The 12,744-nt window shown below is 64.3% G+C and carries 11 protein-coding genes; 3 read left to right on the top strand and 8 right to left on the bottom strand.

Annotation, left to right across the window (positions count from 1 at the left end; translation table 11 throughout):
* Positions 1 to 18 precede the first annotated feature (18 nt).
* From ACFFJK_RS19555 to ACFFJK_RS19545, 3 genes are all read right to left on the bottom strand, one after another.
* Positions 19 to 1,710, bottom strand: coding sequence for a long-chain-fatty-acid--CoA ligase (locus ACFFJK_RS19555; RefSeq protein ID WP_379681353.1), 1,692 nt, complete (start codon positions 1,708 to 1,710; stop codon positions 19 to 21).
* 181 nt (positions 1,711 to 1,891) lie between these two features.
* Entirely contained in the window at positions 1,892 to 2,998 is a 1,107-nt protein-coding gene (locus ACFFJK_RS19550) for an aminopeptidase (protein WP_379681351.1), read from the bottom strand.
* A 22-nt stretch (positions 2,999 to 3,020) separates the two neighbouring features.
* Complete coding sequence (locus tag ACFFJK_RS19545; RefSeq protein ID WP_379681350.1) at positions 3,021 to 5,126, bottom strand: molybdopterin-containing oxidoreductase family protein; 2,106 nt, start codon at positions 5,124 to 5,126, stop codon at positions 3,021 to 3,023.
* A gap of 157 nt (positions 5,127 to 5,283) precedes the next feature.
* Here ACFFJK_RS19545 and ACFFJK_RS19540 point away from each other — a divergent pair, with 157 nt between their 5' ends.
* The gene (locus ACFFJK_RS19540) at positions 5,284 to 6,477 is read left to right on the top strand and encodes a M20 aminoacylase family protein (protein ID WP_379681349.1); all 1,194 of its coding nucleotides are present in this window, start codon (positions 5,284 to 5,286) and stop codon (positions 6,475 to 6,477) included.
* Between the two features lie 132 nt (positions 6,478 to 6,609).
* On the opposite strand, the gene ACFFJK_RS19535 is transcribed toward ACFFJK_RS19540, so the two are convergent.
* On the bottom strand, positions 6,610 to 7,503 hold the full coding sequence (locus tag ACFFJK_RS19535) for an NAD(P)-dependent oxidoreductase (protein WP_379681348.1): 894 nt from the start codon (positions 7,501 to 7,503) through the stop codon (positions 6,610 to 6,612).
* Entirely contained in the window at positions 7,503 to 8,204 is a 702-nt protein-coding gene (locus tag ACFFJK_RS19530) for a suppressor of fused domain protein (RefSeq protein WP_379681346.1), read from the bottom strand. Before ACFFJK_RS19530 ends, ACFFJK_RS19535 begins: the two co-directional genes overlap by 1 nt.
* 145 nt (positions 8,205 to 8,349) lie before the next feature.
* Here ACFFJK_RS19530 and ACFFJK_RS19525 point away from each other — a divergent pair, with 145 nt between their 5' ends.
* Both ACFFJK_RS19525 and ACFFJK_RS19520 read left to right on the top strand, forming a co-directional pair.
* Positions 8,350 to 8,904 carry an acyloxyacyl hydrolase gene (locus ACFFJK_RS19525; RefSeq protein WP_379681345.1) on the top strand — a complete coding sequence of 185 codons (555 nt, stop codon included), beginning with the start codon at positions 8,350 to 8,352 and terminating at the stop codon, positions 8,902 to 8,904.
* 108 nt (positions 8,905 to 9,012) lie between these two features.
* Positions 9,013 to 10,446 (top strand): DHA2 family efflux MFS transporter permease subunit, encoded by a 1,434-nt coding sequence (locus ACFFJK_RS19520; protein WP_379681343.1) that lies wholly within the window; start codon positions 9,013 to 9,015, stop codon positions 10,444 to 10,446.
* 13 nt (positions 10,447 to 10,459) lie between these two features.
* Here the strand turns inward: ACFFJK_RS19520 and ACFFJK_RS19515 are convergent, their stop codons facing one another.
* The 3 genes from ACFFJK_RS19515 to ACFFJK_RS19505 all read right to left on the bottom strand — a co-directional run bounded on the left by ACFFJK_RS19515 (position 10,460) and on the right by ACFFJK_RS19505 (position 12,462).
* Entirely contained in the window at positions 10,460 to 10,750 is a 291-nt protein-coding gene (locus ACFFJK_RS19515; protein WP_379681341.1) for a hypothetical protein, read from the bottom strand.
* Between the two features lie 92 nt (positions 10,751 to 10,842).
* Positions 10,843 to 11,796, bottom strand: a complete 954-nt coding sequence (locus tag ACFFJK_RS19510) for an aspartyl protease family protein (RefSeq protein WP_379681340.1) — start codon at positions 11,794 to 11,796, stop codon at positions 10,843 to 10,845.
* Between the two features lie 162 nt (positions 11,797 to 11,958).
* The gene (locus ACFFJK_RS19505) at positions 11,959 to 12,462 is read right to left on the bottom strand and encodes a hypothetical protein (RefSeq protein WP_379681338.1); all 504 of its coding nucleotides are present in this window, start codon (positions 12,460 to 12,462) and stop codon (positions 11,959 to 11,961) included.
* Positions 12,463 to 12,744 lie beyond the last annotated feature (282 nt).

Here is a 12,744-nt window from a genome sequence, read left to right as displayed (position 1 = left end):
GCTATGCTGCCGTTGCTACTATTGCGCGGCGGTCTCCGCCTGTTTCTCGTCCCGCAGCGCGCGCCGCAGGATCTTGCCGACGTTGGTCTTCGGCAGCTCGTCGCGGAACTCGATGTACTTCGGTTTCTTGTAGCCGGTGAACTGCTGCTTGCAGTAGTCCATCAGCTGCTCGGCGGTCAGGTTCGGGTCCTTGCGTACCACGAACACCTTCACCGCTTCGCCGGAATGTTCGTCCGGCACGCCGATCACGGCGCACTCCAGCACGCCCGGATGCGCGGCGATCACGCCTTCCAGTTCGTTCGGATAGACGTTGAAGCCCGAGACCAGGATCATGTCCTTCTTGCGGTCGACGATCTTCACGTAGCCGTCCGCGTCCATGATGCCGACGTCGCCCGACTTGAAGAAGCCGTCCGGCGTCATGACCTTGGCCGTCTCGTCCGGGCGGTTCCAGTAGCCGGCCATCACCTGCGGGCCGCGGATGGCGATCTCGCCGATCTGGCCCGGCGCCATCGGCTTGCCCTCGTCGTCCAGGATCGCGATGTCCGTGGACGGCACCGGCAGGCCGATCGTGCCGCTGAACTCCTTGATGTCGGCGCGGTTGCAGGTGGCCACCGGTGCGGTCTCCGACAGGCCGTAGCCTTCGATGATCGACGTTCCCGTGACCTGCTTCCACTTGTCGTTGACGGCCTTTTGCACCGCCATGCCGCCGCCGTTGCACACCTTCAGGCCCGAGAAGTCCAGGTTCGCGAAGTCCGGATGGTTCACCAGGGCGTTGTACAGCGTGTTTACCGCCGGCAGCATGTTGATCCTGTACTTGCCCAGCTCCTTGATGAAACCCGGGATGTCGCGCGGGTTGACGATCAGGATGTTCAGCGCGCCGGTGCGCATGCCCCACATCGCGCACGCGGTCAGCGCGAAGATGTGGTACAGCGGCAGCGCGCAGACGATCACGGTCTGCTCGGCGCCCGGTTCGCCCATCGCCGGCTTCGACCAGGCTTCGGTCTGCAGCACGTTGGCGATCACGTTGCGGTGCGTGAGCGTCGCGCCCTTCGACACGCCGGTGGTGCCGCCAGTGTACTGCAGGAAGGCGACGTCCGAGGACTTCAGCTCGACCGGCGTGAACGGCATCTTCGCGCCCTGCGACAGCGTGTCCTTGAAGCGCACCATGTTCGGCAGCGAGAACTCCGGCACCATCTTCTTGACGTTGCGGACCACGAAGTTGACCAGCATGCCCTTGGCGCCGCCCAGCATCTCGCCCATGCTCGCCACCACCACGTGGCGCAGCGGGGTCTTGCCCATCACCTGCTGCACCGTGTTGGCGAAGTTCTCGAGCACGATGATCGCTTCGCTGCCCGAATCCTTGATCTGGTGCTCGAGCTCGCGCGGCGTGTACAGCGGGTTCACGTTCACCACCGTGTAGCCGGCGCGCAGCACGGCCGCGATCGCGATCGGGTACTGCAGCACGTTCGGCATCATGATCGCCACGCGCGCGCCGCGTTCCATGCCGCGGCTTTGCAGCCACGCGGCCAGCTTCTTCGAGTAGGCATCCAGCTCGCCGTACGTCAGGTACTTGTCCATGCAGACGTAGGCGTTACGGTCGGCGTACTTGCGGAACGACTCGTCCAGCATGTGCACCAGCGACTGGTACTGGTCCGGGTTGATCTCAGCAGGTACGTTCGGGGGGTACGACTTCAGCCAAATTTTTTCCATCGGATGCCTCTGTCTCGAAATAGTTATCGTTGGTGGTCCGAGCGGCCGCGGCGCGCAGCCGGAGTCTTGTGCCCCGTACGTACGCGCGCGCGAAGCTTGCGCCTTTGCTATCGCCTGAATGTGATGCTATCGGGCAGCGTCATTGCGCGCAAGCTCTTTTGAGGCTTTTGGAACGCGCCCTCTATCTTCCCCCTATCGTGTCCTCTCCCATGGTGCGCTGCACCACGAGCGGACTCGTCGCTGCCGGGGCGGCGAGACGCTCCAGCACGCGGTGGCGATCGGCCTTGTCCAGCTTGGCGATCTGCTTGACCGACTTGTAGAACGCGGGCCAGGTCCGTTCCTTGCGCAGCAGGGCGCGGAAGGCCGGCACGAAATCGTTGTAGGTGGCGATCGAGGCCAGGTGCGCGTTCGACAACGGCTCGGCGAAGAAGCGGTCATAGCCGCTGTAGCCGCCCCAGTTCGCCTTGAGCACCTGGTAGTCGTCCTTCAGCGCCATGAACAGGCGCGCCTTGGTCGCGCGCTTCTCGTCCTTGCTCATCTTGCTGGCATAGGTCTTCTCCAGCTCGCCGCGGTAGCGCACCAGCAGCGCCATGAAATCCCGCTTGCGCTCCGTGTAGCGCTCGAAGGACTCGACCATCGCCGGGTTGCCGAAGCGTTCGAGCCAGGCTTCGACACCGGCCAGCTCCACCGCGCTGGCGAAGGACTCGTTGAATTTCGAGTCGCCCTGCACGTACACCACCTGGTGCGCCAGTTCGTGGATGATCAGGCGCGCCAGTTCCGCATCCGGATAGTTGATGAAGGTCGAGATCAGGGGATCGCTGAACCAGCCCAGCGTCGAATAGGCGCTGACCCCACCCACTTCCACGTCGTGGCCCTGGGCGCGCAGCTGCTTCGCGTAAGCCTGGGCCGCCGCCTTGCTGTAGTAGCCGCGGTAGTTCACGCAGCCGGCCACCGGGAAGCACCACTGCATGGGCTTGAGCGACAGCTCCGGCGTGGCCACCACGTTCCACAGCACGTAGGGACGCTTCAGGTTGGTGAAGTGGGTATAACTGCCGTTGTCGGGCAACTTCAGTTCCTGGATCGCGAAGCGCCGGATCTGGCGCGCGCTTTCCAGGCGGTGGCGCAGCTTGGGGTTGGTGGCAGGGTCGGCCAGCCAGGCATCGATCGGACGGGAATCCGTCAGCAGTTCGAGCTGGCCTTGCGCGGCCTGGGTGTAGTAGGAGAGGGATGAGCAGCTTGACAACATCAGGGCCGCGCAAGCGGCGGCCACGATGGGCCGGAAGGACATGGGCCGGAAGGCCCGGGAAAATCTAGTGGTGAATTTCATCTCGCGTGGAGGATGCGGCCTTTTCGACCTGCACCAGGGTGTCGTAGAAAGTAGGCGCCCTGCCCATGTCGGTCAGTCGCTGGCTGGTCACTTCATTGGCGTTCTTGCCGTCGCTGGCGAGTTTCTTCCACCAGATCGACAAACCCACCACCAGCCCTTCGCGCGCCTTGTCGGTGACGCGTGCACGGGCAACGAATGAGCCGCGGTCGTTGAAGATGCGTGCCATGTCACCGTGGTTGATGCCGCGTCGTGCGGCGTCGTTCGGGTGGATGTCGAGGTGCGGCTCGCCCTCAGTTGCACGCAGGCTCTGTACATTGACAAAGGTTGAGTTAAGGAAGTTCCTTGCCGGAGGCGAGATCATCGCCAGCGGGTATTTCCTGGCCAGCTCCGGATTGGAGGCGGCCGATTCATACGGCGGGATATACGCCGGGACCGGGTCGAGCCCGTCGCGTGCCATGCTGCTCGAATAGAACTCGCATTTGCCCGACGGGGTCGGGAAGCCGCCTTCGGCGAACGGCGCCGCGGGCATGGCCAGTTTCTGCCAGCCCTTGCGCTTCAGGGATTCCCAGTCGAAGTGCACGGCGCGCTCGTGGCGCTTGTCGAAGGCCTGCGCCGCCAGGTCGTCGTCGGTCTCGCTGAAGCACGGATCATCGAAGCCCATGCGCGCGGCCAGCAGGCGGAAGATTTCCGTGTTCGGCTTGGCTTCGCCCACGGGTGCGATGGCGGCATTATTGGCCATCATGTACAGGTGGCCATAGGCCAGGTGTGCATCGACGTGCTCGAGCTGAGTGGTGGCCGGCAGCAGGATGTCGGCATAGTCGGCGGAGTCGGTCTGGAAGTGTTCCAGCACCACGGTGAACAGGTCTTCGCGCGCGAAGCCTTGCTGCACCTTGCTTGACTCCGGCGCGATCGCCAGTGGGTTGGCGTTGTAGACGATAACGGCTTCGATCTTCGGGCCGAATGCGGGCGAGGTGTCCTTGAGCAGGTCGTCGCCGATGGTGGTCATGTTGATCGTGCGCGCGGCGCGGCCATCGAGCAGGTCCGGGCGCTGCAGCGCCGCCCGGTTGGCCGGGAACGAGCCCGAGGTCGACAACTGGACGCCGCCGGCATGGTGGCGCCATGCACCGACCAGCGCCGGCAGGCACGCGATGTTGCGCACGGCCATGCCGCCGCCGCGCACGCGCTGCAGGCCGTAGTTCATGCGGATGGCGGCCGCTTCGCCGCGCCTTCCGGTCTGGCCGTACAGGCGTGCCAGCTCCACCACCTCGTCGGCCGTGATACCGCAGGTTTCGGCGGTGCGCTGCGGCGTCCACTCCAGCGCGCGCGCCTTCAGCTCCTCGTAGCCGAGCGTGTACTTCGCCACGTAGTCGTGGTCGACCAGGTCTTCCTGGATCAGCACGTGCATCATGCCCAGCGCCAGCGCGGCGTCCGTCCCCGGCAGCAGCGCGATGTGCTGGTGGCACTTCTCGGCCGTCAGCGAACGGTAGGGATCGATGGCGACCAGCCTGGCGCCGCGGCGCTTGGCTTCCTGCACGCGCATCCAGAAATGCAGGTTCGAGGCGATCGGGTTGCCGCCCCAGATCAGGATCAGCTTGGCGTCCTGGAAGTGTTCGATGTCGGTGCCGATCGAGCCACCGATGGTGTACTTGTAGCCGGTGGCGCCGGCTGTGGCGCAGATGGTACGGTCCAGCAGCGAGGCGCCGAGCTTGTTGAAGAAACGCAAAGACATCGAATCGCCCTGCACCAGTCCCATGGTGCCGGCATAGCTGTACGGCAGGACTGCCTGCGGGTCGCGCGCGGCGATTTCCTTCAGGCGCGCCGCGATCTCGTCGAGCGCCTCGTCCCACGTGATGCGCTCGAATTTTCCCTCTCCCTTGCGGCCCACGCGGCGCATCGGATGCAGCAGGCGGTCCGGGTGATAGGTGCGCTCCACATAGCGCGACACCTTGGTGCACAACACCCCTGCCGTCGTCGGATGCTCCGGATCGCCCTTCACTTCCGTGGCGACGCCGTTGTCGACGGTGACGAGCAGCGCGCAGGTATCGGGGCAATCGTGGGGGCAGGTGGCGCGGACTTGGGTGACTGGCATATGTGGAAACAGAGGTGGGAACAAGCGGAAATACTTCGTGAAACCAATACTTTATCCCATTCCGGCAAGGCTCGTCCCCTCCTCTTTCATTCACTGTTTGAGGCAGGCTACAATGGTTCAAAACGTGCAATGCAAGCATGACAAAACGGAGAGACCGATGAAGCTCGTAGAACCCATTCTCGCTTTTCAACCGGAACTGCAGGAGATCCGGCGCGACCTGCATGCGCATCCGGAGCTGTGCTACGAAGAACAGCGTACCGCCGACGTGGTGGCAGCGCGCCTGACCGAATGGGGCATCCCGGTCGTGCGCGGCCTGGGCGTGACCGGCGTGGTCGGTTCAATCAAGAACGGCACCTCATCCCGTGCGATCGGCCTGCGCGCCGACATGGACGCCCTGCCGATGCAGGAGATTAACGGCTTCGCACATGCTTCGCGCCATCCGGGCAAGATGCATGCGTGCGGCCACGACGGCCACACCGCGATGCTGCTCGGCGCCGCGCACCACCTGGCGCGCCACCGCAATTTCGATGGCACCGTGTACCTGATCTTCCAGCCGGCCGAAGAAGGCGGCGGCGGCGCGCGCCGCATGATGGACGACGGCCTGTTCGAGCAGTTCCCGATGGAGGCGGTGTACGGCATGCACAACTGGCCCGGCATCCCGGAAGGGAACTTCGGTGTCGTGCCGGGCCCCATGATGGCCTCCAGTAACGAGTTCCGTGTGACCGTGCGCGGCAAGGGCTGCCACGCGGCGCAGCCGCACCGCGGCATCGACCCGGTGATGGTGGCGGTGCAGATCGCCCAGGCCTGGCAGACCATCGTCTCGCGCGAGAAGAACCCGCTGGAATCGGCGGTGCTGTCGATCACGCAGATCCATGCCGGCAGCGCCACCAACGTCATCCCCGACCAGGCCGAGCTGGTCGGTACCGTGCGCACCTTCTCGACCGGCGTGCTCGACCTGATCCAGCGCCGCATGGAAGAGATTGCCGGCGGCGTCGCGGCGGCCTTCAATGCCTCCGTCGATTTCAGCTTCAAGCGCAACTACCCGCCGCTCATCAACCATCCGGAGCAGACGGCGTTTGCGGTCGAGGCGATGCGCGCGGTGGTGGGCAGCGACCGGGTCGACACGAACGTCGAGCCGACCATGGGTGCGGAAGACTTCGCCTTCATGCTGCAGGAAAAGCCGGGCTGCTATGTCTTCATCGGCAACGGCGAAGGCACGCACCGCGCCGGCGGACATGGCCTGGGGCCGTGCCAGCTGCATAACACGAGCTATGATTTCAATGACAACCTGCTGCCGATCGGGGCGAGTTACTGGGTCAGGTTGGTGGAGATGAGTTTGCCGGCTGCTTGACGACTTTCGTAGGGTGGACGGCTTCGCCGTCCGCGCGTTCATCCAGCAATAGAACAGCCGAACCGGCAGCATTACCCAGGTTTGAATTCGCGGTAGGCAACGCCTGATCTGGCCTGCTGGACCAGATCACCCCTACGGTAGCTGATCCGGTGCGCTGCCCAACCTGGCTCCCGGATTCATTCGCTCCAGCGCCAGCAGCGCCGCCGCATGGTCCGCCGCCGGCAAGCTTGCTTCGATCGCTTCGTACTGCCGCGTCACCAGTTCGGCCACCGGCAGCGTCAAGCCTGCCGCGCCGGCGGCGGCCAGCACGTTGTGCAAATCCTTCAGCTGCGTTTTTACCTGCCCGCCCGGCATGAAATCCCGGTCCAGCATGCGCTGGCCGTGGACGTCGAGCACGCGGCTGCCCGCGAAACCGCCACGGATCGCCTCGCGCACCGCCGCCGGGTCGGCGCCTGCCGCCTGTGCCAGCAGCAATGCCTCGGCAACCACGTTCAGCGTCGCCCCGACGATCAACTGGTTGCACAACTTGGCCACCTGGCCGCTGCCCACGGGGCCGACGCGCCGGGGCGTGCCCAGGGCGGCCAGGATGTTTACCATTTGGTCAAAATCTCGTGGATCCGCGCCGGCCATGATCGCCAGCGTGCCCGCTTCGGCGCCGCCGACGCCGCCCGATACGGGTGCATCGATGAAGCGGCAGCCGCGCGCGGCCAGGGTGGCGTGAAAGGCCAGGGCCTCGTCCTGACGCGTCGAGCTCATGTCGATCCACTGGGTGCCGGGATCGAGTGACGGCAATGCGGCGGCGATCACCTCGGCGACAACGGGGCCGGCGTCGAGCATGGAAATGACCACCTGCGCGCCCTGCACCGCCTGCGCCAGGTCCGCCACCGGCTCGGGTCCTGCGCCGCGCAGTGCTTCGGCTTTCGCATACGTACGGTTCCAGGCCCGCACAGTGCAGGCGGCCTGCGCCAGCCGGATCGCCATCGGCCTTCCCATCAGGCCAATGCCCAGGAAGGCGATGGTTCCCATCAGAACAGCCCGAGGAACTTCTTCTTGACGGTGTTCTTGCGCCCCGGGACCACGAGGTCGGTGACGCCCTTGTCGTTGAAGCCGTCGAGCAGCACCGGGAAGCCCTTGCGGCGCACGAGGTTCAGTTCCGCTTCATAGAGCGGCACCACGCAGTGGAAATAGATGTCCTTGCCATCGCTGGACAATGCGCCGAACGCCTCAGGCGCCGAGGCCGGCGGCAGCAGGATCGCGCCGGAGAAGTCGACACCCTTGGCATACGGCTTGGCCGGCGCCCCGTTCGGTACCGTGTGGCCGAGGCCGAGCCAGGTCGCATGCTGGTGCGGATAATGTGCCAGGTGGCGCATCAGGGCGACCGGCCAGTACCAGCGCTCGTCCTGCACCGACTGCTCGTCGAGTTTCCAGTCCGCCGGCAACGCCATCATCAATTCGCCGTACGGGGGCGCGCCTTCCGGCACCGTCATCGGGCGGCTGCTCATGCCCGAGGTGACGAGCCGCATGAAGGGGTACTGCGCATTCGCCGGCACCACGTGGATGTCGACCTGGACCGGGTCGGCCACCGTGTCGTGGAACACCATGTCGATCCGCCCCAGGTGGGCGGCAATGTGCTCCGCAACCGGGTCGGGTGGCAAGAGTGCGGGAATGACTTGCTGCTGGGTCGGGGCAGCGAGCGGGTACAGCGGAGTGGTGGTCGGTTCGGTCATGCGCGGTTGAGTAAATGAGGAAACGCGTTCTGCGGGGCGTCTATCATACCGTCGGCGCAGCGCAACGTGGCGTCCGGCGCGAGATTGTTCACGCTAGTATAATGGCGCATCGCACAATATTTCCGCATTTTCAAGAAAGCGAGACATGCTCACGTTCAGAAAGATCGCTGCGGGGCTTGCGGCCACCGCTGCCCTGCTGTTCGCCCAGGCCGGCCATGCCGCCGACGGCATCATCGATTCGGCCTCCTTCGAATTCGGCACCAATCCAAAGCAGCGCATGGCGCGCGTAGCCGTGCAGTCCGACTGGGACCAGCGCTGGTTCGCGACGAACGGCCGCCACCTGTCGGGCTACTGGGAAGGCAGCCTTGCCTGGTGGCGCCTCGACGCCTATCGCAACGTGCCGGGCCAGCGCAAAAATCTCGCCGTCATCGGCTTCACCCCCGTGCTGCGCTACCAGAATGACAGCAAGCTCGGCCTGTATGGCGAAATCGGCATCGGCGTGAACCTGTTCTCCAAGCTGTACAAGAACGAGGACAATGAGCTATCGACCGCCTTCCAGTTCGGCGACCACATCGGCGTGGGTTATACCACCGCCAGGTGGGACTTCGGCCTGAGGTTCCAGCACTACTCGAACGCCAGCATCAAGAAGCCGAACGACGGGGCAAACTGGATCGTGGCCAAGGCGGCCTACCGTTTCTGACCGCGCTTCCGAGCGCGCCGCAGCGGGAGCCGAACGAGGCCCCGCGGTGATTTATGACACAATCGGCATGAGGCAGGCCGCCCGGCCTGCCGGCATCACGAGGCCCGATTGACCGATCCCGACAAGATCAAACGCTACCTGCCGTGGCTCGTCGCGACTGCCCTGTTCATGGAGCATCTCGACGCCACCGTCGTCAACACCGCCATTCCGAGCATCGCGGCCAGCCTGCAGGTCACGCCGCTGAGCTTGAAATCGGTGGTCACCAGTTACATCCTCGGCTTGGCCGTCGGCATTCCGCTCAGCGGCTGGATGGCGGACCGCTTCGGCACCCGCCGCGTGTTCTTCACGGCGATCTCGATCTTCACCCTTGCCTCGGTGCTGTGCGGCCTGGCGCTCGATCCGCACATGCTGACGGCCGCGCGCCTGCTGCAGGGACTGGGCGGCGCGATGATGATGCCGGTCGGCCGGCTGGCGATCGTGCGGACCTTTCCGAAGAACGAGCTGCTGGCAGCGATGAACTTCGTTATCATTCCGGCCCTCATCGGGCCGCTGCTGGGGCCGACCGTGGGCGGGCTGATCGTGCACTGGACCTCCTGGCGCATGATCTTCTTCATCAACGTGCCGGTCGGCCTGGCTGCGCTCTATCTCGTCTGGAAGCACATGCCGGACTACCGCGGCCACGAAAAGCGTCCGCTCGACGTCATCGGCCTGGTCCTGTTCAGCAGCGGCACCGCCATCCTGTCCTGGTTGCTGGAAGTGTTCGGCGAGCACACGCTGGACGCGCTCACCGGCGGCCTTCTGCTTGCCTTGTCGCTGGCGCTGCTGGGCACCTATGCCTGGCATGCCTGCCGCGTCAAGCATCCGCTGCTGAGGCTGACGCTGTTCAAGGTGCGCACCTTCCGCATCTCCGTCATCGGCGGGTTCGTCACGCGGCTCGGCGTCGGCGGCCTGCCCTTCCTGTTGCCGCTGCTCTACCAGCTGGGCCTGGGGTTGCCGGCATGGCAGTCGGGCCTGTTGATGATGCCGTCCGCTGCCGCGGCGATGGGGATGAAACTGTTCGCCCCGAAGCTGCTCGCGCGCTTCGGCTACCGGCAGGTGCTGACTGTGAACACGGTCTGCATCGGCCTGACGATCGCCCTGTTCACCCTGGTTGGACCCGGCACGCCTTTCTACGTCATCGTCGCCATCAGCCTGGCGCAGGGATTTTTTAACTCGCTGCAGTTCTCCAGCATGAACACCCTGGCCTACGCCGACATCGACGCGAACGATTCGAGCATGGCCAGCACGATCTCGAGCTCGTTCCAGCAGTTGTCGATGAGTTTCGGCCTGGCGGCGGGATCGATCGTGACGGCCTGGTTCCTGGGGCCGGTGGCCCAGGACAACCGGGCTCTCGTGGCCCAAGCCTTGCACTACGGCTTCGCCACGCTGGCGATCCTGACGCTGCTCTCGTCCGCCGTGTTCTGGCGCCTGCGCCGCAACGACGGGGACAGCATCAGCCGCGGGCAAGTGAAGGCGAAGGAAGCCGAGCCCGTCGCTCAGTAGTGGCGCCCGCTGGTCAGGCGCAGACCGGCTGGCTGAGCCTGCCGAGCACCTTCTCCCGGTTGTTCATCACAAAGTCGACGAACACCGGTTCCTTCACCGCCAGCCGGACCAGCCCGGGCAACAAGGGATAACAGAAGCTCGCCACCTTGCGCACGCACTCATCGTCGCGCAGGACGGCCTGGGCAGTCTGGCCCGGGCCTCCCTGCAACAGGGGGACCAGGTCGGCCCGGCGCTTGTCGATAATGCTCATCATTGGTCCCATCAGCTTGTCGCCCAAGCCTGCGCGTTCACCCGTTTCATCCATGATGTTCTCCAGTTGGTTGGCACTGGAGCATGTTGCCGCAAAGCAGCTCAGCCGATCCTGATGCCGGGCAAGCGACCGGACCCGATCGCGCTTCAGTCAATAATCTGTGGAATCACCTCTACCGAGCCGCGTTTCAGGATCCGCGGGCTTGCGATTGGGGAGAAATAGATCTGCTTCTGGCTCGTGGCGATATAGATGCGGTGCCGGTGCAGGAAGTCGGCGCCGAGCACCAGCAGTTCACCCGAATGGGGCAGGTCGATCACACGCAGGTCGAGCTCCTTGACTTCCAGGGCGCCGATGGACATGGCAGGAACCGGAACCTTCCACACCGGCTTGTCCGCGTCGTGTCCCGGTACAGGGGCTTCGCGGGTGGCGCCTGGCGAGCCTGGCGTCAGTCCCAACCGTTCAGCCGTGGCCCTGGGGAGATAGGAATACGGGGTTGCAGTCGACAACAGGGCGCGCAAATCCTTGCCGGCGATGCGCACGCTGAACACGAACCGGGGTTCGCGTTTCCACGGATCGTGCCAGGCCAGGACCGATACCGCTTGCGGGTCCCAATAGGCCAGATGCGCCCGGAAGCAGCCGTTGGGCTTGAAGGGTTTGATATAGCCTGCGTCCAGGGCGATTTCCAGGTCCGTTTGCAGGAGGGTGCCGGCGCCGATCCTCGCGCCGAATGTGTCGTCCATGAAGTCCTCGACCATGTACGTGGCATTGTTGACCTTTGCCGCACCGAACGAAAACTCCTGGAGCAAGGCATGCGATATGTCGCGCACGATATCGACGCCCAGCGGATTACGCTCGCCATCGTCGGCAGACATTTTGCTCGTCGAGGTGCGTACCGCGATGCCGAGACGATCCAGCGTCTTCCTGTTGAGGACCAGCGATTCCGCCGCGCCGGTACTCAGCATGACGGGAACGGCAGCGCCGTTGATCGTAGCGTGTCCCACCGGACGCAAGTCGTCGGTGAAGGTGAGGGGCAAGCTCGGCTGTTCACCCAGGTCGCAGCCTGCAGGCAGCGGGTTGGCGAAGGCTCCCTGGGAGAACAAGAGGCCGGTACAGACGACATACCGTAGCAAGGAGGACGGGGAAACCAGACGGGTCGGCATTATCGTATCGGCATATGGTTGCGGAAGAGCCAGTATAAGTAGAAATACAAGCCTTGGACCGGCCGCGCCGACATTACCCTCCCAACATACGAATTGGCAAAACTAAGCTTCCAGACAGGCCCCGGTCTTGCCGCCATCGAGAGGAATCGGCGCCCCTGGTTTCTCGACGTGATAGTACAGCGACACGATCTTCCAGCCAGTTTCATCCCGGTAGAGCTGGATACTGTTGACGCCCGCATAATCGGCTTTTGCGGCCGTGGGGTCGCGACGCGTCTCCACGACACTGTAGACGGTCGCGAAACGATCGTATTGCCTGACTTCGCGCACCACTTCGCATTCGTAGAAACCGTATGGCCGCGCCTGGCGCTGAGCGGCAATGAACTCGTTTGCCGTTATGGATTTGAACACCGGCCGACCGTCCTGATACCGGCCTCCCACGACAAGCGCATCGCTGCGAAACAGCTGCTGCAGGCGATCAGCATCGGCTGGGACGCCAGGTGCATGGCTGGACGCCTTCCAGAACGCGGCAACGATGGCAGCCGGGGTCGTGGATGCGGTGGCAAACAAGGGATTACAGGCAAGCACTGCAAGAAGCAAACGACGCATGAACGGTCCTCGAGTAGGTCAAACCCAGCAGTATAAGGACCGTTTCAGCATCTGGAAGTAGGCCGAAAGTTCAGGGCATTGAGCTGCGGGACGCAGTGCGTGGCGCTCTCGAAGGCTCCCGAGTCGATTCATGTTGAACCGACAAGCGAATCCTGCGGGAGCGAGAACCGGCGTGGTGGAGTCGGGCGCCGGTTCGTGCGCCCAAAGCAAAAAACCCCGCAGAGATCACTCTGCGGGGTTTTTCATATAACTAGCCTGACGATAACCTACTTTCACACTGGT

The organism is Massilia consociata, from assembly GCF_042432755.1.
Taxonomy (GTDB): domain Bacteria; phylum Pseudomonadota; class Gammaproteobacteria; order Burkholderiales; family Burkholderiaceae_D; genus Telluria; species Telluria consociata.
Note: the sequence above shows the minus strand (reverse complement) of the source record. Positions and strands in the feature narration are given on the sequence as shown.

What these genes read in the sequence shown, in the direction of transcription:
- ACFFJK_RS19505 (WP_379681338.1), bottom strand. Translation starts at nt 12,462, where the DNA reads ATGCGTCGTTTGCTTCTTGCAGTGCTTGCCTGTAATCCCTTGTTTGCC.
- ACFFJK_RS19515 (WP_379681341.1), bottom strand. Translation starts at nt 10,750, where the DNA reads ATGGATGAAACGGGTGAACGCGCAGGCTTGGGCGACAAGCTGATGGGA.
- ACFFJK_RS19555 (WP_379681353.1), bottom strand. Translation starts at nt 1,710, where the DNA reads ATGGAAAAAATTTGGCTGAAGTCGTACCCCCCGAACGTACCTGCTGAG.
- ACFFJK_RS19545 (WP_379681350.1), bottom strand. Translation starts at nt 5,126, where the DNA reads ATGCCAGTCACCCAAGTCCGCGCCACCTGCCCCCACGATTGCCCCGAT.
- ACFFJK_RS19530 (WP_379681346.1), bottom strand. Translation starts at nt 8,204, where the DNA reads ATGACCGAACCGACCACCACTCCGCTGTACCCGCTCGCTGCCCCGACC.
- ACFFJK_RS19550 (WP_379681351.1), bottom strand. Translation starts at nt 2,998, where the DNA reads ATGTCCTTCCGGCCCATCGTGGCCGCCGCTTGCGCGGCCCTGATGTTG.
- ACFFJK_RS19535 (WP_379681348.1), bottom strand. Translation starts at nt 7,503, where the DNA reads ATGGGAACCATCGCCTTCCTGGGCATTGGCCTGATGGGAAGGCCGATG.
- ACFFJK_RS19540 (WP_379681349.1), top strand. Translation starts at nt 5,284, where the DNA reads ATGAAGCTCGTAGAACCCATTCTCGCTTTTCAACCGGAACTGCAGGAG.
- ACFFJK_RS19525 (WP_379681345.1), top strand. Translation starts at nt 8,350, where the DNA reads ATGCTCACGTTCAGAAAGATCGCTGCGGGGCTTGCGGCCACCGCTGCC.